Origin of the sequence: Bordetella genomosp. 10 (assembly GCF_002261225.1) — a bacterium.
GTDB lineage: Bacteria > Pseudomonadota > Gammaproteobacteria > Burkholderiales > Burkholderiaceae_B > Bordetella_C.
This window is the reverse complement of sequence record NZ_NEVM01000001.1, coordinates 776709-796355: the sequence shown is the minus strand read 5'-3', so window position 1 is coordinate 796355 and position 19647 is coordinate 776709. Positions and strand designations below refer to the sequence as shown.

Here is a 19647-nt window from a genome sequence, read left to right as displayed (position 1 = left end):
CGCCCGATACGCAAGCCGGCGCCCCACTTCCATCTCCCATCAGGAATCCTCATGACCGCGAACAACGACCTGCTCGTCAATCCCTTCCGCCAGCGCCTGGCCCGACCGGGCGTGCCGCTGGGCACCTGGCTGATGTCGGGCGCCACCAGCACCGCCGAGGCCATGGGGCGCGCCGGTTTCGACTGGCTGCTCGTCGACCTCGAGCACGTGCCCATGGACCAGAAGGACACCTTGCACACGCTGCAGGCGATCGCGGGCACGTCCGCCTGCGCCATCGCGCGCCTGCCCGCCAACGACGCCGTCTGCGTCAAGCGCGCGCTGGACCTGGGCGCCGGCACGCTGATGTTCCCTTTCATCGACACGCCGGAACAGGCCGCGCAGGCCGTCGCCAACGCCAAGTATCCGCCGCAGGGCACGCGCGGCTTCGCGGCCGTGCATCGGGCCAGCGGCTACGGCACGGCGACCGGCTACGGCGCGCGGGCCAACGATTCGGTCTTCACCATCATCCAGTTGGAAACGCCGCGCGCCGTCAGCAATCTGGAGGCGATGGCGGCGGTGCCCGGCGTCGACGCCTTCTTCCTCGGGCCCGGCGACCTGTCGGCCAATATGGGGCACATCGGCAACATCACCCATCCCGACGTGCTGGCCGTCATCGAGGACGTCGCGAAGCGCTGCCAGGCCCTGGGCAAGCCCTGCGGGATCGTCGGCCCCACGCCGGAGATCGTGCGCCAGTTCCTGGCGCTGGGCTACCGCTTCGTCGCCGTGGCGTCCGACATGGGAATGATGATGCGCCAGGCCACCGCCTTCATCCAGGCCATCCAGCCGGACCTCGCGCGCACGTTCGACGGCACGGTGTATTGAACCGATAGACCCGCGCCGGCCGGCGGGAGACCTCGCCCTGCCGCCCCGGCGCGCATCGCCGGAAAGCGGCGGCGGCCGGCCGCAACCATCACGAAAAAAAACCAGGGAGACAACCCATGCCAGCCCCGATACGCCGTACGGCCAGGTCCTCGCGCCCGGCCGCCGCATCCCTTTGCCTGGTCCTGCTCGCCACGGCCGCCGCGCCCGCGTGGGCCCGCGACGACTACCCGGCGCGGCCCATCACCATGATCGTTCCCTTCGGACCGGGCGGGACCTCCGACATCATGGCGCGCATCCTGCAGAAGCCGCTGACGGAGGCGCTGGGCAAGGGCGTCGTCATCGAGAACCGCGCCGGCGCGGGCGGCGCCATCGGCATGTCCGAGCTCGCCCGCGCGCCGCGCGACGGCTATACCATCGGCCTGAGCGTGGTGGGCCCGGAAGCCATCCAGCCGGCCATCCGCAAGACCGGCTACGCGCCGGACAGCTTCGACCACATCTGCGGAACCTACGAGGTGCCGTTGATGATGATGGTGAAGAGCGATTCGCCGTAGCATCGCCTGCAGGACGTCATCGATGCGGCCAGGCAGCACCCGGGCAAGATCAACTACGGGTCGTCGGGCGCCGGCACGGTCCTGCATCTTTCCATGCAGGGCCTGATGGACGCGGCGGGCGCGAGCGCGCTGCACGTGCCCTACAAGAGCTCCAGCGAGATGGTCACCGGCCTGATGGGCGGACAGATAGACGTCTTCGACGAAACCCCCACCGTGTCCCGGCAGTACAAGCTCCGGCCCCTGGCGTTGTTCAGCGAAACGCGGCTGGCGGCGTATCCGGACGTGCCGACGGTCAAGGAACTGGGCTATCCCATCGCCTTCTCCGTATGGGGCGGCCTCATCGCGCCCAAGGGCCTTCCCGCCGCCGTGCGCGCCAGGCTGGAAGCGGCCTGCGACCAGGCGGTCCACACGGCGGCGTACCAGGAAGCGGCGAACAAGCTGGACACGCCCCTGGTCTACAAGAAAGGCGCCGACTTCGCGTCCTTCGTCAACGCGGAATACGCGCGCTACGGCGCCATCGTCAAGCGGATCGGGCTGGACAAGGAATAGGCTAAGGGATAAGCGCGCCGGGACGGCCGTGGCGCGACGCCGTTTCCGCGCCCATCAACGCCGGGATCCGCGCGACCAGGGCATCGATGGCCGCGCGGGTCTTGCAGCGCAGATGACGGACCCGGGGCCAGACGGCGTAGATCTCCTGCGGCGGGATGGCCGTGTTCTCCAGCACCTGCACCAGCGCGCCGCGCCGCACGTAATGCGCCATCAGCCAGCTCGGCAGCCACGCCAGGCCCAGGCCTTCGGCGGCGGCGTTGGCAATGGCCTGTATGTCGTCCATGCTGATCTGCGTGGGCACGTCCACCCGCCGCGTCCGGCCGGCGGCGTCGCGCAGCGTCCATGCCGCGGTGGCGCCGCCATGCGAATAGGCGATGCGCACGTGCCCCTCCAGGTCGTCGACGTCGCGCGGCGTGCCGTGGCGCGCCAGGTAGGCCGGCGACGCGCCGATGCCCGTATGCTGCGTGCCCAGGCGCCGCGCCGCCAGCGTGCTGCTGTCTTCCAGCGCGCCGATGCGGACGGCGAGGTCGAAGCCTTCCTCGATGAGGTCCACGTAGCGGTCGGTGAAGGACAGGTCGACGTGCAGCGCCGGATGCTGGCGCGTCAGGTCCAGCAGCACCGGCGCCACGCAGAGCTGGCCGAAGGCCTCGGGCACGCTGACGCGCAAGCGCCCGCTGGGCGCCATGCGGCCGCTGTCCAGGTCGGCCTCGCCGGCATCCAGTTCGGCGAGCGCGCGCACGCAGCGTTCGTAATAGGCCAGCCCCTCGGCCGTCAGGGCCTGGTTGCGCGTATTGCGCTGGATCAGGCGCACCCCCAGCCGGGCCTCGAGCCGGGCGATGGCCTTGCCGACCGCCGAACGCGTGAGGTCCAGCCGTTCCGCGGCGGCGGCGAACCCGCCCGCTTCCACGACCTGCACGAAGGTGGTCACGCCGTCCAGCTTGTCGATCATCACGCGTCCAATTGGATCATTTCAGGATCCAAAGCCAGGAATTTATCTAGACAATTTGAGAATTTTATTCCCATAAACTCCGTTCGTCGTGTCCGCCCCCTTATGCCCTTACGTCGGACGCCTTCTTCCCCACGGAGTAACCGCAGCATGCAGGCGCGCAACCTCGAAGCCTCCGCCACGCCACCGGCGCCCCCATCCCCGCGGCGGACACACCCGCCGCCGCAAACCGCCTTCTCGCCGCGCGACCGCCTCGCCCTGCTGGCCGTCTGCCTGGCCGCCCTGATGTCCGGCCTGGAGATCTCCAGCGTGCCGGTGATCCTGCCCCTCCTGGAAAACACCCTGCAAGGCAGCTTCCAGGGCATGCAGTGGATCATGAACGGCTACACCATCGCCTGCGCCGCGGTGCTGATGGCCACCGGCACGCTGGCCGACCGCTATGGCCGCAAGCGGGTATTCCTCTACGCGATCGCGCTGTTCGGCGCGTCGTCCCTGTTGTGCGGCCTGGCCTGGAGCACGCCCCTGCTGATCGGCGCCCGCGTCCTGCAAGGCGCCAGCGGCGGCGCGATGCTGATCTGCCTGGTGGCCGTGCTCTCGCGCCAGTTCAGCCAGCCGGGCCTGCGCGCCAAGGCGTTCAGCGCCTGGGGCATCGTCTTCGGCATCGGACTGGGCTTCGGCCCCTTGATCGGCGGCGTCATCGTGGCGCTGTCCAGTTGGCGCTGGGTCTTCTGGGTGCACGTCTTCGTCGCCGTGCTGACGTGGATCCTCGCCATGAACAGCGTGCGGGAATCGCGCAATCCGGACGCGGGCCGGCTGGACGTCGCGGGCACCGTCACGCTATCCCTGGCGGTGCTGGGACTGGCGTACTTCGTGACGCAGGGCGCCGATGCCGGCTTCGGCGACGCCTCCGCCCTTGCGGCGCTGGCGGCGAGCCTCGTTTCCTTCTGCGCGTTCCTCGCCGCCGAGCGGCGCGCCGCGCATCCCATGTTCCATTTCCCGGTTTTCCGCATCCGCAATTTCTCCGGTGCGCTGCTGGGTTCCGCGGGCATGAACTTCAGTTTCTGGCCCATGGTCATCTACCTGCCCATCTACTTCCAGGGCGCCCTGGGCCTGGACGCCGCCACCGCGGGCGCCTGGCTGCTGGCCTACACGCTGCCCACGCTGGTCCTTCCGCCGCTGGGCGAACGGCTCGCGCTGCGCTATCGGCCCGGCATCGTCATCCCGGGCGGATTGTTCGTCATCGGACTGGGCTTCCTGCTGATGCGCATCGGCAGCACGACGCCGTGGCTGACCGTGCTGCCGGGATGCCTGGTCGCCGGCGCCGGGCTGGGCCTGACCAACACTCCCGTCACCAACACCAGCACCGGCTCCGTATCGAGTGCGCGCGCCGGCATGGCGTCCGGCATCGACATGAGCGCCCGCATGATTTCCCTGGCGGTGAACATCGCCACGATGGGCTTCCTGCTGGTCGCGGGCGTCGCCCGGCATCTACGGACCGCATTGCCCGCACAGCTCGCCGGCGACGCCATCCGCGCCCTTGCCAGCCGCATCGCCGCCGGCGACCTGCGCAACCCCACGGCCGCCACAACCACCGGCCTGCCGCCGGAAACGCTGGAAGCCCTGGCCCGTGCCGCGCTCACGCACGGCTTCGGCTGGATCATGCTCTACGGCGCCCTCGCCGTCTGGACCCTGGCGTTCGCGAGCTACCTCACCATGCGCCGAGCCACCACCGCCAGCGCATCCTGATCCTGCCGACGCCCCGCCGCCATGCCATCCGGCCGAAAGACATCGCAGCGGGGCGACGTTGCCTCCGAAAAGATGCCATCGCATCTTTTTTTCGATTTCCTTGCCTTTTCTCCTCGAAATGGATTCGATCGCATCTATTTTCCGAATCGGGCGACGGGGCGGCAATCGGCGAAATGCGGCAAAATCACGCCTTACGCCCACCGTTCGCCCACCCCATGCGCCGCGCCTCGTTGTTACCGTTACTGTCCGTTCTCGGCTCCGTGATCTTTCTCGCGCTGGGGACCTCGTGGGCCAAGCACACGCTGTTTCCGCTGGTCGGGGCGGCGGGCACGACGGCGGTGCGGGTGGGATTCTCCGCGCTGCTGCTGCTTCTGCTATGGCGCCCCTGGCGCTGGCCCCTGCGCGCGCGGGATGCGCGGCGGGTCGCCTGTTACGGCGTGGCCCTGGGCGCGATGAACCTGTGCTTCTACATGGCGCTGCGCACCATACCCTTCGGCGTGGCCGTGGCCATCGAGTTTTCCGGGCCGCTGCTGGTGGCCTTGCTCGGCTCGCGCCGGCCCCTGGATTTCGTCTGGGTGCTGCTGGCCATCGTGGGCCTGGGGCTGCTGCTGCCGATGGTGAACAACGTCAGCACGCTGGACCCCACCGGCGTCACGTTCGCCCTGGCCGCCGCCGCGCTGTGGGCCACCTACATCGTCAACGGCAAGCGCGTGGGGCATCTGCACGCGGGCCACTCCGTGTCGCTGGGGCTGACCGTCGCCGCCCTCGTCGTCGTGCCGATCGGCGCGGCGCAGGCCGGCATGGCCCTGCTGTCGCCCACCGTGCTCCTGGTCGGCCTGGGCGTGGCCGCGCTCTCCAGCGCCATCCCGATGTCGCTGGAAATGGTGGCGCTCAAGCGCCTGCCCAAGCAGGCCTTCGGCATCATGCTCAGCATGGAGCCCGCCGCGGCGGCGCTGCTGGCCCTGCTCATGCTGGACGAACACCTCAGCGCCACGCAATGGCTGGCGATCGGCATGATCATGGCCGCCTCCATGGGCAGCGCCTTCACCGCGCCGCGCACGCCGGTCAGCCCGGCGGCGGCTTCGTTGCCAGGATAGCGCGGCGGGCAAGCGCGCCGTCGCGCCGCGCCGCCAGCGCCCCGCGCAGGTAACGCTGCGCCGGCTTCTCGATCCAGCGGTAGCAGGCGGCCGCCAGCAACAGGCTGGTCCCCAGCATCAGGACCAGCATCCCCAGCGAGGAATTGCTCGACAGCACGTGCCTGTCCTGGATGTGCAGCCCGCGCGACAGCACTTCGCTGGTCGTATGCTGCACCAGGCCATGGACCAGGTACAGGGCATACGAGACTTCGCCCAGCCAGACCAGCGGACTGCTGTTCAGCCATGCGCCGATGCGGCTGCGGTTCGACACCACCGCCATCAGCAGCCCCGCCAGCAACAGGATCGCCAGGAGGTCCGGCCCCTTGGCGTGTAGCGTCAGCAGCAGCATGGCCAGCAAGCCGAGCGCGACCGCGTCGCCCGACAGCAAGGCGGCGCGCGCCGGCGACAGGTAGACGCGATAAAGCAGCGTGCCGAGCAGAAATTCCGGCAGGCAGCGCAGCAAGGTGGTGGGCCCGTCCCATTGGTTGAAGTCGTCGCCCGACCACCACGCCAGCCCGGCCAGCACCGCGCACAAGGCCAGCGCCAGCGCGCCCTGCGTCCGCAGACGCGCCCGCCATACCGCCACCAGCACGAAAGGAAACACCAGATACGCCATGAATTCCAGGCTGATGGACCACGCCGCGTAGTTCCAGCTCAAGGTGCTGGCATGCAGGCCTTGCAGCATGAAAAGATTGGCGACCAGCGCGAGCAGGGATCGCACGCCGGTGACCGGGATGCCCGCCGGCGGCCCGCCCGAGGCGTAGCTCACGACGCCGACCACGAGCGCCAGCGCCACGAACAGGCCCAGCACCACCAGGTGCAGCGGATACAGGCGCGCGATGCGCGCCGACAGGAAAGTCCAATAGCTGCGCGTATCGACCTGGCGCGAAAACATGTCGCGGTAGACATGCGCCATGACGAAGCCGCTCAGCAGGAAGAACAGGTCCACCGCCAGGTAGCCCTTGTTCAAGAGACCCGTGTGCTTGTCCGGCTGCATGCTGGGGAAGTAGAGCACGCCGTAGTGGTACAGGACCACCCAGACCGCGGCAATGCCGCGCAGCGGCGTCAGCGAGGGAAGATGGGAGGCGCGCTGGCCGGGCGCCGGTTGGGGTGTGTTTTGCCAGATATTGCGGTCCGCGATCGCTCGGCCCTCCTCGATGAAAGGGCGAGGCGGCAATCTCCGGCAGCGTGGGAGCATATGGGAGCTACGCGCGGGAACAATCGGCGTCGATGCCTGCGCGCATCGCGCCTCGCCCGGTGGTCCCGGGCGCGTTGTCCCGGGCGTTGCGGTCCGAGGCGGAAAAATGCGCCCGGCCGCGATGGGATGAAAGTATGCGGGGAGGCTATCACGCGAGCCGGGGGCGCGCGGTCTCGATAACTCAGAGAATGTTTCCTTATCTTCCGGCGCGCCGCTTGCTCATCGGTTTAGAATTGGCCGACCTCCGAAGAACGAGAGCGCGATGTCCACAGAACAGATCGCCGCAAGAACCGCCTTGGTGCTGGAAACGAACAACCTGCGCGGCGGGGCCGATCCGCAACGCGTTGCAGGCAGCCTGAAACGGCTGGTAGCGGTCTTGACTCGACAAAGTCTTCCCCTGGCCTGCCTGGCCCAGGTCGTGATCACCCACGACGGCTTGCCGCCAGCGGTTTGCGGCGAGATCGAAGCGCTGGCCGGCCGTCCGGTCGACTTCGTCCGCATCCAGCCGGAGACCGGTTATTACGAGGCCAAGAACCAGGGCTTCGACCGCACCGACGCCGCGCGCTGCGATTACGTCGTCTTCGGCGACGCCGATTGCGTGCCCGACGCCGACTGGCTGGCGCAACTGCTGGCGCCCTTCGCCGAAGCCGGCGCGCCGCGCGTGGTGGCCGGCCGCACGAGCTATGCCGGGACCGTGGCGGGCACGGCGCTGACGACCATCGACTTCATGTACTTCCCCAGCCGGCTGGGGCCGGCGGCCACGGCCAATTTCTACGCCAACAACGTGGCCTTCGAGCGCGCGCTGTTCGACCAATACCGCTATCAGCCCATGCAGGGCGTCTATCGCGCGCACTGCCAGGTCATGGGACTGCGCCTCGCCGCCGCGGGCATCGCCCTGCGCTACGCGCCGCGCGCGCACACCGAACATCGCCTGCCCGACAGCAGGCGCGAAGCGCTGCAACTGCGCTGGATGCGCGGCCAGGACAGCGTCGGCCTCACGCCCTTCCTGGTGCGCGCCTACGCGCCCGCCCGCCTGCAATGGCTGGCGCGCAGCGGGCCCGTCGGTCCGCTGTGCGTGCTGGCGATCCGCTTGCGCCACAGCCTGCGCGCGCTGAACCGGCAGGACATGGCGCCGCTGCGCGGGCCGCGCCGGCTGGCCGCCATCGCCATGATCCTGGGATTCTCCGCGGTGGATGCGCTGGGGGCGCTGGCGCGAGGCATCGGCATCGATACCGCGCGCCGCGGCGCCGACGCCCAGGCGCTCTCCTATCATCGTCATTGATCGCCGCCCCGCCCTCCCATCGGAGGCGCGGGCATGATTATTCCGTGGAAACTCCAGATGGCCATCCGCCCGACTTCCCGCACTCTCGCCACCGCCCTGTTCCTGTGTGCCAGTGCCCATGCGGCCGCCGCGTCGTACACCGGCCGCGGCGTCTTCAATTTCGAGTCCCATAGCGGGTGCCCGCTGGGCGACGCCACCGCGGGCGGCCAGGCCTGCGACCGCCTGGCGCTGGCCGATCCCGACACGCGCGCCACGGTGGATACCGAGGCCCACGCGATCCGCTTCGACAATGCGCGCGCCTATGCCTCGGACACGCCGGTGGGCGACGTCCTGCTGCAAGGCAGCGGCGTGGACGCGCACGGCGCGCGCGTGCCGCTGAGCCTGCACCTGAAGCTGAGCCGCGACGGCGCCAAGTGGAAAACGAGCATGCACGCGCATGCGCCGGTCCGGGGCGACTTCACGGACATCCAGCTCGATCCGTATCGCGTCACCGTGAATGGGCCGAAGGGCGAGGAGACCGTCCTGACGCCCGAGCGCGCCGTCGACGTGCTGGCCAAGCCATCGCTGACGGCGCGCATCGCGCAGGGACTGGTGCAGGTGCGCGTGGCGGGGCAGCGGGCGGACGCCGCCGACATCATCGTTTCCCTGGGCGTGGGCAAGGTCGCCAAGCAGCTCGCGCGCGTCCGCTTCCAGAGCCAACTGGGCGGCGAGGCGGACATTCCGGCACGGATCGCGCAGGGCAACTGGTCGCTGGACATGCAGGCATTGAGCGGCCACATTCCGCGCCGCGCCGTCCAGGGAGACCTGTTCCTGTTCGGCCTGGAAAACGAAACGCTATTGCAGCCCCTGCGCGAACATGGCTTCGCCAAGAACGACGCCTTGACCGTCGGCGCCCGCGACGGCCAGGGCTATCTCCGCTACAACGGCATCCAGCAGGCCTTTCCCCAGGCGGCGCGGGTGGCGCGCCTGTTCATGGAAGACAGCTTCCTCGGCCTGATCCTCACCCGGCAACGCGATGCGCATACGGACCATGCCGACTAGCGCCCCGAATACCCCGGACGCCCCGGATGCGCGGGATGTCCACGCATGCCTGCTGCCGCCGCCGGCGCGCGGCTGGCCGCGCCTTCAAGCCCGGCTGGTGGACCGCATCAAGCGCGCCGCGCTGCGCCGGCTGCATGCCAGCCAGGCGGGCGAGGTCCTGCTCCTGCGCATGTATCTCATCGGCGAAGCGTCCACCGAACAAGCCCTGCAGGACGAGTGGACGTCGCAGGACTCGCCGGCCTGGCTGTCGCGCCAGGCCGCCCGGCACCTGGAGGAAGAACGCGGGCATGTGCGCATGTTCGCGGACGCCATCGCGCAGCGCGGCGGCTCGACCCATACCGGCGAGCCGGACTGGCTCAGCCGCCGCAAGATCGCCCGCTGGAAGCGACTGGCCCTGCGCCACGCGCCGCACTTCTCGCAAGGCGTGCTGGTGCCGGCCTATGCCATCGGACTGTGCGCGGAACAGATGGGCGTCCGCGTATTGCGCCGCCATTGCGACACCATCGGCGCGGACCATCCGCTGCATCCCTTGCTCGCGGGCGTGCTGGATGACGAGTCCCGGCATGTCCGGCTCTGCATGCACACCCTGACGCGCATCGTCGCAACGCCGGAATTGCCCCGGCTGGAAGCGCTGCTGCGGGAGATACGCGGCATCGAGCGCGGCTTCGGCATCAGCGGATCGATAGGGATGTACCTGGCGGGCTGGCTATGCGCCTGGCGATCCCGGCCGGCGGCGGACGCCATGCGGACGCCGGAGCGCGATCCGCATCGATGACGCCACGGATTCTTTACCTGGCGACCGCCGACGCCCGCGGGCACCTGATGCGGGCCCAGTTGCTGGCGCATGCCCTGACGGCGGCGGGCGCGCGGGTCCAGGTCGTCACCACTTCGGATGAAGGGCGGCGGTTCCTGGCGGGATTCGGCATCGACGCGCCCGTGCTCTCGCGGCACTACGCGGTGCAATTCGACGCCGCGCAGAACATGCTGCGCCGCGAGACCGACCGCAACGTCGCCCGCTACATGTTCTTCCCGACCCGGATGCTGCGCGACATCCGGCGCCTGCGCGCATGGATGCGCGACGCCGACCTGGTGGTCAACGATTCCTTCCACCCGGCCTTGCTGACCCTGGGATGGCTGCCGGGCGGGCGGCGCAAGGTGGTGCACGTCTATGGAGCCAGCCTGCGCGCGGCCCTGGAGGGGAATTTCCAGGGCCGGCTGGCGGGGTGGTTGGCCGGCCTGTTCGGGCGCGTGGTGGCATGGCAGATCGCGTCGGCGCGGGCACGGATCGAGCATGACTTTGCCTATGGCGACGCGGAGACGACGGGCGCGGGCGATACCTACCGCTTGCCGACGCCGGTCGCCGTGGCGGCGGCGCCCGGCCCGGCGATTTCAGGCGAACCGGGCGATGACGTGTCCGGTCTCCGCCAACCGGGCCGCGCCGCCGTCTACCTGAATCCGCACTTTCGAGGCCCCGACCTGGCCGGCGCCCTGACGGCGGGGCTGGCCGCGGCCGGCATGGCCGCCCACTGCGTGGGCGAAGGCTACGAGGGCCTGCCCGGCTGGACCGGACGCGACGAACGCTGGGTCGACCGCGCCGCCCACAGCGACGTGATCGTCTCGGCGCCCGGCATGGCCACCTTGTCCATCGCCTCGGTCTACCGCAAGCCCATCGTGCTGGTGCTCACCGACCAGCCCGAACAGGCCGCGAACGCCGTCCGCGCAGCCCAATTGGGCCTGCGTCATCGGATCGTGGCGTGGCGCGGGGATGCGGCCTCCTTCAGGGACCAGGTGGCGGAGGCTGCGCGGGCGCTGAGGGACGAAGACGCCGCCGATGGCCCGGCGCGGGACGGCCCGGCGCTGGCCCAGGCGCGGCTCGACGCATGGGTGCGCGTCCTGCTGAAGCTGGCGTCATAGCCGTAGTCGCAGCCCACCCCCTTCGTTTTTTCTGAAGAGGGGTTGGCCTATCGTGAATGCCGAGCCGGCGCGAACGGCGCAGACTCGTCTCCGTAGCACCACCACACACAAAAAAACGACGGAGACTAAGCCTGTGAAAAAGGTAACGACAAGACTTGCTACAGCCCTTCTTGGCCTTTCCCTGCTGTCCGGCGCCGCTTGCGCGCAGTCCACCGCGGCGGACAACTATCCCGAGCATCCCGTGAAGATCGTCGTCGGCTACACGCCCGGCGGCGGCAACGACGTGGCGGCGCGGCTGCTGGCCAAGGAGCTCGCCAACATACTGCATGGCAACATCGTGGTCGAGAATCGTCCCGGCGCGGGCACCAACATCGCCGCGTCCTATGTCGCCCGCTCGGCCCCCGACGGCTACACGCTGTCGCTGTCGTCGACCGCCCTGGCGGTGAACAAATCGCTGTATCGCCACCTCGACTACGACGCGGTCAAGGATTTCGAGCCGGTGGCCATATTCGCGGAAGCGCCCAACCTGCTGCTGATCAATCCCAAGCTGCCGGTCAAGTCCGTGGCCGAGTTCATCGACTACGCCAAGAAGCATCCCGGCAAGCTGAACTTCTCGTCGGCCGGCAGCGGCAGCACGCAGCAGCTGTCGGGCGAGCTGTTCAAGATCAAGGCGGGCATCCAGGCCACCCACGTGCCCTACAAGGGCTCGGCGCCGGCCTTGACGGCGGTCATCAGCGGCGAGGCCGACTTCAGCTTCATCAACATCCCCAGCTCCAAGCAGTTGATCGAAAGCGGCCAGATACGGGCGCTGGCGATCACCGCGGCCAAGCGCTTCCCGGCCGTGCCGGACATACCGACCATGGCCGAGCAGGGCGTCACCGGCATGGAAGTCGCCACCTGGTACTCCATCGTCGCCCCCGCCGGCACGCCCAAGCCCATCGTCGACAAGCTGAACAAGGCCATCAACCAGGCGATGGAGGAACCGGCGCTGCGCCAACGCTTCATCGACCTCGGCATGGCGCCGATGGCGGAGTCGCCGGCGTTCTTCAAGAAATACCTGGCCGATGAAATAGCGCGCTGGCGGGTCATTGTGCAACAATCCCATGCAGTCGTGGACTGAAGGCGTGGCGATCCGAGAAACGGCCTCGCACCTGCCCTGGACGCGCCGCGGGTACATCCATCCCGCGTCCGGTCGTTGAATTCCCCGTCACCTTCCGCTTAACGCGCGGCGCACGTCGATGCGCCCGCGCACCGCATCCCTGGCATCCATGTCTTCCTCCAACGCATCTTCCGCCGCGCTGCTCACCCCGGGCAGGGAGCGCGCCTTGTTGTGGCTGCTCGCGCTGACCCAGTTCACCATCATCGTCGACTTCATGGTGATGATGCCGCTGGGGCCGCAGATCATGCAGGCCTTCACCATCTCCCCGGCCGCCTTCGCGGCGGCGGTATCGGCCTATTCCTGGTGCGCCGGCATTTCCGGCCTCCTGGCGGCGACCTACGTGGACCGCTTCGACCGCCGCACGATGATGCTGGTCGTGTACGCGCTCTTCGCCCTGTCCAACCTGGTCTGCGCGATGGCGACCAACTACCACGCGCTGCTGCTGTCGCGCGCCTTCGCGGGGCTGACGGGCGGCGTGCTGAACTCCGTGCTGCTCGCGATCATCGGCGACGTCATCCCGCCGCAGCGCCGCGGCGCGGCCATGGGCCTGGTCATGACCTCGTTTTCGCTGGCCGCGGTGGCGGGCGTGCCGCTAGGCGTGGTGCTCGGCGCGCATTACGGCTGGAGCTCGCCGTTCTTCGAACTGGTCCTGCTTTCCGTGCTGATCTGGGCCGGCGCCTGCAAGGTGCTGCCCACCCTCACCGCGCACATCCGCATTCCGCCGGTGCCCTTGTCGAGAACCCTGCCCGACCTGTGGTCCCTGCTGCGCGAGCCCGCGCACGTGCGCGGCTTCATCCTGACGGCCATCGTCATGGGCTCGCACATGCTGATCGTGCCCTTCATCTCCCCGACCTTCGTGGGCAACCTGGGGGTGGAGCCGGAGAATATCTCGCTGATCTACATGGCCGGCGGCTTCGCCACCTTCTTCACGTCGCGCCGGGTCGGCAAGCTTTCCGACCGCTACGGCAAGCGGCGGGTGTTCCAGGTGGCCGCGCTGTGTTCCCTGGCGCCCGTCCTGTTCATCACGCATCTTCCGCAGTTGCCGCTGTGGTGCCTCATCGTGCTGTTCCCCTTCTTCATGGTGTCGGCGAACTCCCGCATGATCCCGGTCCAGGCGCTGCTCACCACGGTGCCCGAACCGCACCGGCGCGGCGCCTTCATGAGCGTGAATTCCGCGGTGCAGCAGATCGCCACCGGCACCGGCGCCTGGATCGGCGGCCTGACGCTGAGCACCACCCCCGCCGGCCGCATCTCCGGCTACGGCGTGAACGGATGGCTATGCTGTGCCTGCATCCTCTTCGCCATGTGGTGGATAGGCCGCGTCAGCCCCTACGCCGCCACCACCCCGGAACAAGCCCCCGCACCGGCGACCTGAGGCGTCCTGGCCTCCGTCGCACGTTGCCACGCATGTTCATGCGGATACCGCTTGGCGATACCCGACGCTGATAGCGCTATCAAGAATAACGAAGCTAAATCCTTCACCCTGAGCCGGGCGCCATATGGGCTTTTCCGGGTAAGCGCCCCGGGGGCACGAAGGATCAGGTGCTTTCGCGCTGGATGATTTCGAAGCCCAGGTTGAGATGCACCGGGGCGTCGAGGCCTTGGAGGCGGTCTAGGAGGGCTTGGGCGCTGCGGCGGCCGACGTCGAGGCGGGGCAGGCGCAGGCAGGTGACGCGGGGGACGGAGTGTTGCAGGATGGGCAGGTCGTCGAAGCTGGCGATGGCGACGCGGTCGGGGATTTTCCATCCCTGGCGCTGCGCCTCGAACAGCGCGCCCAGCGCCAGCACGTCCCCGGCGAAGAAAATCGCGTCGACCGCGGGCGTCACCTTCATCAACTGGCTCATGACCTCCGCGCCCGACGCGATGCCGGGCGCCGCCTCGCGGATGAGGCGCGGGTCCTTGCGCAAGCCGGCGGACTTCAAGGCGGCCAGGTAGCCCCGCAAGCGCTCGCTGGCGCGCCGGTTGTGCTTCGTGTCCAGGGAGACGAAAGCGATGCGCTTGTAGCCCCGCCTGGCCAGGTGCAAGGTCATGGCCGTCGACGCCTCGGCGTTCGAGTAGCTGACCGCCATGTCGATCGGATCGGCGGGAATGTCGCCGGTTTCGATGATGGGAATCCCGGCGTTCTTCATGATCGCCAGCGCCCTCGGCGTGTGGTCGGTGTTATGCAATATCAGGCCGCACACCCGCTGGGACAGCATCGCCCCCACCAGCGACTCCTCCTCGTCCAGCGAATTGCCGCTGTCCGCCAGGATCAGGTGCAGGCCGCTGGCGCGCAGGACGTCGGCGATGCCCTTCGTCGTCTCGGCATAGAGCGAGTTCTGGATGCCCGGAACGATCAGGCCGACGACATTCGACCGGTTCGACGCCAGCGTCGCGGCGACGCTGTTCGTGACGTAGCCGGTCTTGCGCACCGCGTCCAGGACGGCCTTGCGGGCCGCCTCCGAGACCAGGTCCGGCTGCCTGAGGGCGCGCGAAACCGTCATCAGGGAGACGCCGGCGGCGTGCGCCACGTCGATCATGCGCACGCCCTGGCCGCTGGGGCGGCGCTTGCCCGCCACGCCGTCGCCGGCGCGCGCCGGCGCCGCTTTCCCGCCACGGACGGCTTGCTTTCGGCTTCTATCGAGGGGCGTTTCCATGGCGAAAATTATATTTGACAGGCCCGCGCCCTGAGGTAAGATCGCCCCTATCGCTGATAGCGCTAACAGAAAAACGACATAGATTCCTTCCTCGCGCATCGCGATTCCGCTCAAGGCGAAAAGGAGACAAATGATGAGAAACGTCCAGGAATCCGGCTCGCCGGACCTAAAACGCGTAGCTATCGCCGTAGGTATCGGCAATTTCATGGAGTGGTTCGACTGGGGCCTGTACGGCTTCTTCGCCGTGGTGATCGGCAAGCAGATGTTCCCCAATAACACGCCGGCGACGCAGATTCTCGCCACGCTGGCGATCTTCGCGGTGGGTTTCGTGCTGCGCCCCCTCGGCGGCGTCGTGCTCGGCCCCATCGGCGACAAGCACGGCCGGCGGGTCGCCCTGTCGATCTCGCTCCTGCTGATGGGCATCAGCACCGCATTCCTGGGCCTGCTGCCCACCTATGACCAGATCGGCATCTGGGCGCCCGTCCTGCTGCTGGTCATCCGCTGCATCCAGGGCTTTTCCACCGGCGGCGAAGTCACCGGCGCCAATGCCTTCCTGGTCGAAAGCGCGCCCGCGCACCGCCGCGGCCTGGTGGGCAGCATCGGCTCGGCCACCTCGGCCTTCGCGCTGATGATGGCCAGCCTGACGGCCCTGATCTTTACCACCTCGCTCTCGGTGGCCGACCTGGAGAGCTGGGGATGGCGCGTGCCCTTCATCGCGGCCGCGCCGCTCTCCTTCGCGGGCCTCTATCTGCGGCTGAAGCTGGAAGACACGCCCGTCTTCAACCAGATAAAGCGCGAAAACCGCATCGACGACTCCTCGCTGTGGACCAAGACCCGCAAGGACTATCGCCCTATCCTGCTGACCTTCGCCGTCGGCGCCGTGCAAGGCGTCGGCTACTACTATCTGGCCGCGTTCGCCGTGAACCTGCTGATCGTGTCCGTGGGCCTGACGCGCCCGCTCGCGCTGACCATCAGCACCGTCACCCTGGCCATCTACCTCTGCCTGTGCGTGGTGGCGGGCCACCTGGTCGACAGATACGGCCGCCGCAGCATCAACCTGGTGGGAACGGTGGGCTTCATCGTCCTGCTCGTCCCGGCCTTCAAGCTGATCTCCACCGGCGACGTCATGCTGATCGTCGCGGGTCTGTCGCTGATCGCGCTGTGCCAGTCCCTGGCCAGCGTCTCGACCGTCGTCCTGATGGTCGAGCTATTCCCCGCCGGATCGCGCTCCACCGGAAGCGCCACCGGCTTCAACCTGGCCAACGTGCTCGTCAGCGGCCCCGGCCCGTATGTCGCCACCTGGCTCGGCGTCGTCACCGGCAATCCGATCGCGCCCGCCGGCTACTTGATCGCGGTCTCCGTCATCGCGCTGCCCATCATCCTGCGCTTCCTGCCGGAGACGAAGGGCCGGGACCTTTCCAGCGACGACGCGCCGGACATGAATACGCCATCCACCGTCGCCGCGGCGCAATATCGGCACTGAGCGCGGACGCGGGCGGGCCCTTGCCATACACGCGGCCCGCCGGCACCATGCCATTCAGCCCCAGCGGCCCCTCGAATCACCGGACACCCACGCATCATGACCTTATCGAACCTCCGCGGCAAAACCGCATTGGTCACCGGCTCCAACGACGGCCTGGGACTGGCCATCGCGGAGCGCCTCGCCAAGGAGGGTTGCCGCATCGTATTGCACGGCCTGGCGCCCGAGGAAAGCATGGCGGAGAAAGTCTCCGAACTGCGCGGCGCGTTCGACGTCGAGGCCTTCTATGTCCAGTGCGACCTGCTCCCCGGACACGACCCGGATCCGGCAGGCGCCCTGGTCGACCGGGCCGTCGCGCGGGCGGGACCCATCGACATCCTCGTCAACAATGCGGTGGTCCGGCACTTCGACGCGGTCGAGCGCCTGCCGCTGCAACAGTGGAACGATTCCCTGGCGATAAACCTCACCGCGGCGTTTCGCGCGATCCAGCAGGTCATTCCGTCCATGCGCGCCCGGCGATGGGGCCGCATCTTCAACATGACGTCCGTGTACGGCGCGCGCGCGGCCCCGAACCGGGTGGACTACGTCACCACGAAAACGGCCATCGTGGGCCTGACGCGTGCCGTCGCGCTGGAGTGCCTGGAAGACGGCATCACCTGCAACGCCCTCTGTCCCGGCTCGGTGCTGACGCCCAGCATCGACGCCCGTATCGACGCCTTGATGCGGGAGCAAGGCCTGGAACGGGAGGCGGCCGTCACGGCTTTTCTAAAAGGAAAGCAGCCGAACGGACAACTGGTGGACGCCGCGGACGTGGCGGAAATGGTGGTCTATCTGTGCGGCCCCGCCGCGCGGCAGATCACGGGCGTCGTCATGCCCATAGACGGCGGGTGGCTCGCAAGCTGATCGGGCGGGCAGGCCGCCGGTTCCATGTAGGTCCCATGCAGGCCCATCATTCCGGTTCCGGCATACCCGGAACGTCCGTCCGCTATTCGAGCTTGATGTGCGCGTCGACCACGACCTGGTGCCATTTGTCGATTTCGGCCAGCAGCGCCCGGTTGAATTCCTCGGGCGAACTGCCCACCGTTTCAATGCCGTCCTGCGCCAGGCGCGCCCGCAAGGCCGGATCCGCCAGCACTTTGGCGATGGCCTGCTGCAAGGTATGGACGATGGGCGCCGGCGTGCCGCGCGGCGCCAGGACGCCGTGCCACGCCGAGGCCTCGTAGCCCGGCACGCCGGCCTCGGCCACCGTCGGCACATCGGGCAGCAGCGGCGATCGCCGGGCGCCCGTGACGGCAAGCGCCTTGACGTTCCCGGCCTGGGCCTGCTTGGACGCGGAAGCGGCGTCGCCGAACGTCATGTCCACCACGCCGCTGACCACGTCCAGCAAGGCCGGCCCCGCCCCTTTGTACGGCACCGGGTTGATCGAAATCCCCGCCTGCCGCATGAACAGCTCGATGGCGAGGTGGGCCGAGCTCCCCTGCCCGGCCGTGGACACGGTCAGCGTTCCGGGCTTCCGCTTGGCCAGATCGATCAGCGCCTTCAGGTTGTCGACCGGCAATTGCTTCTTGACGGCGATCACGTAGGGATAGCGCGTGAGTTGCGTAATCGGCGCGAAGTCCTTGCGCGCGTCGTAGGGGAGCTTGCTGAACACCGACGGGTTGATGGCGTTCGGGCCGCTTTGCCCCAGCAGCAGCGTGTAGCCGTCGGGCTCGGCCTTGGCGACGGCGTCCGCGCCGACGATGCCGCCGGCCCCGCCGCGGTTGTCGATGATGAAGGCCTTGCCCAGTTGCTCGCCCACGCCCTTGAAGACCAGCCGGGCGACGATGTCGGCCCCGCCACCGGCGGCGAACGGCACGATGACCCTGACCGGACGGTCGGGATAGGCGGCCTGGGCCGCGCCCGGCAGGATCGCCGCGCAGAGCGCCAGGCGCGCAAGCGCCGCGCCGACTTTTCTGGATAAGCCGTACATCGATAGTCTCCGATCTTTCTTTTTTTGCCGCCGGGCCGCCCCAAGGCAAAAACACCCCCTTGGGGGGCAGCAAGCGGCGTGAGCCGCGCGGCGTGGGGGCATTTTTGATTTCCGACGCCCCGCGCGCCCGCCCGGCTGCCCGCGGGAATGGGGGCGACGGGCGCTTACTGATGGACGCTTACTGCGATGAGCACCTACCGCGATGGACGCCTACTTTTCCCCGGCGGCCTTGCCACGCACCTCCACGCCGGCCTCCTCCTCGACGTAGCGGATGATCTCGGTCAGGTCCGCGTCGTCGCCGAACTTGTCCCGCGCATCGTTGAGCAGGAGGCGCGCCGCCTCGCCCACCCGCAGCCGCATGCCCAGTTGCTCGCTCTCCTCATGGCAGAGGCGTACGTCCTTGGCCGACAGCCCCAGCGCGAAGCCGAAATCGAAACGCCGGGTGAGGACGAAACGAGGAATCTTGTCCTCGGAGGCATTGGTCCGGCCGGAACCGGCATTGATGATCTGCAGCATGACGTCCGGATCCAGCCCGGCCTTCACCCCCATGACCATAAGCTCGGAGGTGACGCTCAGCGCGGTGACGGAGATCAGGTTGTTGATCACCTTCATCGTTTGCGCCATGCCGGGCTTCTCGCCCACGTGGACGGGCTTGCCCAGCACAGCAAGCACCTCCCGCAACGCCTCGAAGCGGGCGCTCGGGCCGGACACCATCAGCGCCAGCGTGCCCTTCCCGGCGCCCGTCACGCCGCCGCTGACCGGGCAATCGATGCTTTCGATCCCGCGCTTGGCCAGGCCTTCGGCCAGCGACCGCGCCGCCTGGGACCCGCTGGTGGACAGGTCGACCACGGTGCGCACCGCCTTGCCGTGCACCAGGCCGTCGTCCCCCAGGGCCACCGCCAGGACGATGTCCGGCGTCGGCAGCGACACCAGCACGGTCGCCGCGACGTCCGCGACCGCCCTGGGCGACGCGGCGATGTCCGCGCCCTTGGCCTGCAGGGCTTTCAGCGCCGCCGGCTGTCTATCGTGGATGGTGACCTTGAATCCAGCATTCAGCAGGCGCTCCACCATGGGGGCGCCCATGCGTCCGATGCCCACGAACCCGAGATGCATTTGCGTCGTCATTGAAGTCTCGCTCCGGTCGATTTCGAGGACGAGCGGCGGAAGATTTCCGCCGCA

Annotated in this window: 16 protein-coding genes and 1 pseudogene; 12 read left to right on the top strand and 5 right to left on the bottom strand. The window is 68.6% G+C overall.

Going from position 1 to position 19647, the window contains the following annotated elements; translation table 11 throughout:
• Nucleotides 1-51: 51 nt before the first annotated feature.
• The gene (locus CAL29_RS03440) at nt 52-861 is read left to right on the top strand and encodes an HpcH/HpaI aldolase family protein (protein WP_094851578.1); all 810 of its coding nucleotides are present in this window, start codon (nt 52-54) and stop codon (nt 859-861) included.
• A gap of 116 nt (nt 862-977) precedes the next feature.
• Nucleotides 978-1961 (top strand): annotated as a pseudogene (locus CAL29_RS03430) (tripartite tricarboxylate transporter substrate binding protein).
• 1 nt (nt 1962) lies between these two features.
• Here CAL29_RS03430 and CAL29_RS03425 read toward each other — a convergent pair.
• Nucleotides 1963-2910, bottom strand: coding sequence for a LysR substrate-binding domain-containing protein (locus CAL29_RS03425; protein ID WP_094851575.1), 948 nt, complete (start codon nt 2908-2910; stop codon nt 1963-1965).
• A 147-nt stretch (nt 2911-3057) separates the two neighbouring features.
• On the opposite strand from CAL29_RS03425, the gene CAL29_RS03420 reads away from it, so the two are divergent.
• Nucleotides 3058-4653: an MFS transporter gene (locus CAL29_RS03420; protein WP_094851574.1), complete on the top strand. Its 1596-nt coding sequence runs from the start codon at nt 3058-3060 to the stop codon at nt 4651-4653.
• 215 nt (nt 4654-4868) lie between these two features.
• Nucleotides 4869-5750 carry an EamA family transporter gene (locus CAL29_RS03415; protein ID WP_094851573.1) on the top strand — a complete coding sequence of 294 codons (882 nt, stop codon included), beginning with the start codon at nt 4869-4871 and terminating at the stop codon, nt 5748-5750.
• Here CAL29_RS03415 and CAL29_RS03410 read toward each other — a convergent pair.
• A complete protein-coding gene (locus CAL29_RS03410; protein ID WP_179283888.1) occupies nt 5719-6966 on the bottom strand; it encodes an acyltransferase family protein in 1248 nt (415 codons plus the stop codon). The genes CAL29_RS03415 and CAL29_RS03410 overlap by 32 nt on opposite strands.
• A 283-nt stretch (nt 6967-7249) precedes the next feature.
• Between CAL29_RS03410 and CAL29_RS03405 the strand changes: the two genes are divergently transcribed.
• From CAL29_RS03405 to CAL29_RS03380, 6 genes are all read left to right on the top strand, one after another.
• Nucleotides 7250-8269 (top strand): glycosyltransferase, encoded by a 1020-nt coding sequence (locus CAL29_RS03405; protein ID WP_094851571.1) that lies wholly within the window; start codon nt 7250-7252, stop codon nt 8267-8269.
• 57 nt (nt 8270-8326) lie between these two features.
• On the top strand, nt 8327-9310 hold the full coding sequence (locus CAL29_RS03400; protein WP_094851570.1) for a hypothetical protein: 984 nt from the start codon (nt 8327-8329) through the stop codon (nt 9308-9310).
• Complete coding sequence (locus CAL29_RS03395) at nt 9300-10085, top strand: ferritin-like domain-containing protein (RefSeq protein ID WP_094852681.1); 786 nt, start codon at nt 9300-9302, stop codon at nt 10083-10085. The genes CAL29_RS03400 and CAL29_RS03395 overlap by 11 nt, the downstream gene beginning before the upstream one ends.
• Nucleotides 10082-11224: a hypothetical protein gene (locus tag CAL29_RS03390; protein WP_094852680.1), complete on the top strand. Its 1143-nt coding sequence runs from the start codon at nt 10082-10084 to the stop codon at nt 11222-11224. The genes CAL29_RS03395 and CAL29_RS03390 overlap by 4 nt, the downstream gene beginning before the upstream one ends.
• Nucleotides 11225-11357: 133 nt before the next feature.
• Complete coding sequence (locus tag CAL29_RS03385; protein WP_179283887.1) at nt 11358-12344, top strand: tripartite tricarboxylate transporter substrate binding protein; 987 nt, start codon at nt 11358-11360, stop codon at nt 12342-12344.
• A 148-nt stretch (nt 12345-12492) separates the two neighbouring features.
• A complete protein-coding gene (locus CAL29_RS03380) occupies nt 12493-13758 on the top strand; it encodes an MFS transporter (RefSeq protein WP_094852679.1) in 1266 nt (421 codons plus the stop codon).
• Nucleotides 13759-13921: 163 nt separating this feature from the next.
• On the opposite strand, the gene CAL29_RS03375 is transcribed toward CAL29_RS03380, so the two are convergent.
• Nucleotides 13922-15019: a LacI family DNA-binding transcriptional regulator gene (locus CAL29_RS03375; protein WP_094851568.1), complete on the bottom strand. Its 1098-nt coding sequence runs from the start codon at nt 15017-15019 to the stop codon at nt 13922-13924.
• A 130-nt stretch (nt 15020-15149) separates the two neighbouring features.
• Here CAL29_RS03375 and CAL29_RS03370 point away from each other — a divergent pair, with 130 nt between their 5' ends.
• Complete coding sequence (locus CAL29_RS03370; protein ID WP_094851567.1) at nt 15150-16502, top strand: MFS transporter; 1353 nt, start codon at nt 15150-15152, stop codon at nt 16500-16502.
• A 96-nt stretch (nt 16503-16598) separates the two neighbouring features.
• Complete coding sequence (locus tag CAL29_RS03365) at nt 16599-17402, top strand: SDR family NAD(P)-dependent oxidoreductase (protein ID WP_094851566.1); 804 nt, start codon at nt 16599-16601, stop codon at nt 17400-17402.
• An 82-nt stretch (nt 17403-17484) separates the two neighbouring features.
• Here the strand turns inward: CAL29_RS03365 and CAL29_RS03360 are convergent, their stop codons facing one another.
• Together CAL29_RS03360 and CAL29_RS03355 are read right to left on the bottom strand one after the other, a co-directional pair.
• Nucleotides 17485-18468, bottom strand: coding sequence for a Bug family tripartite tricarboxylate transporter substrate binding protein (locus CAL29_RS03360; protein WP_094851565.1), 984 nt, complete (start codon nt 18466-18468; stop codon nt 17485-17487).
• Between the two features lie 210 nt (nt 18469-18678).
• Nucleotides 18679-19593: an NAD(P)-dependent oxidoreductase gene (locus CAL29_RS03355; RefSeq protein ID WP_094851564.1), complete on the bottom strand. Its 915-nt coding sequence runs from the start codon at nt 19591-19593 to the stop codon at nt 18679-18681.
• Between the last annotated feature and the right edge of the window lie 54 nt (nt 19594-19647).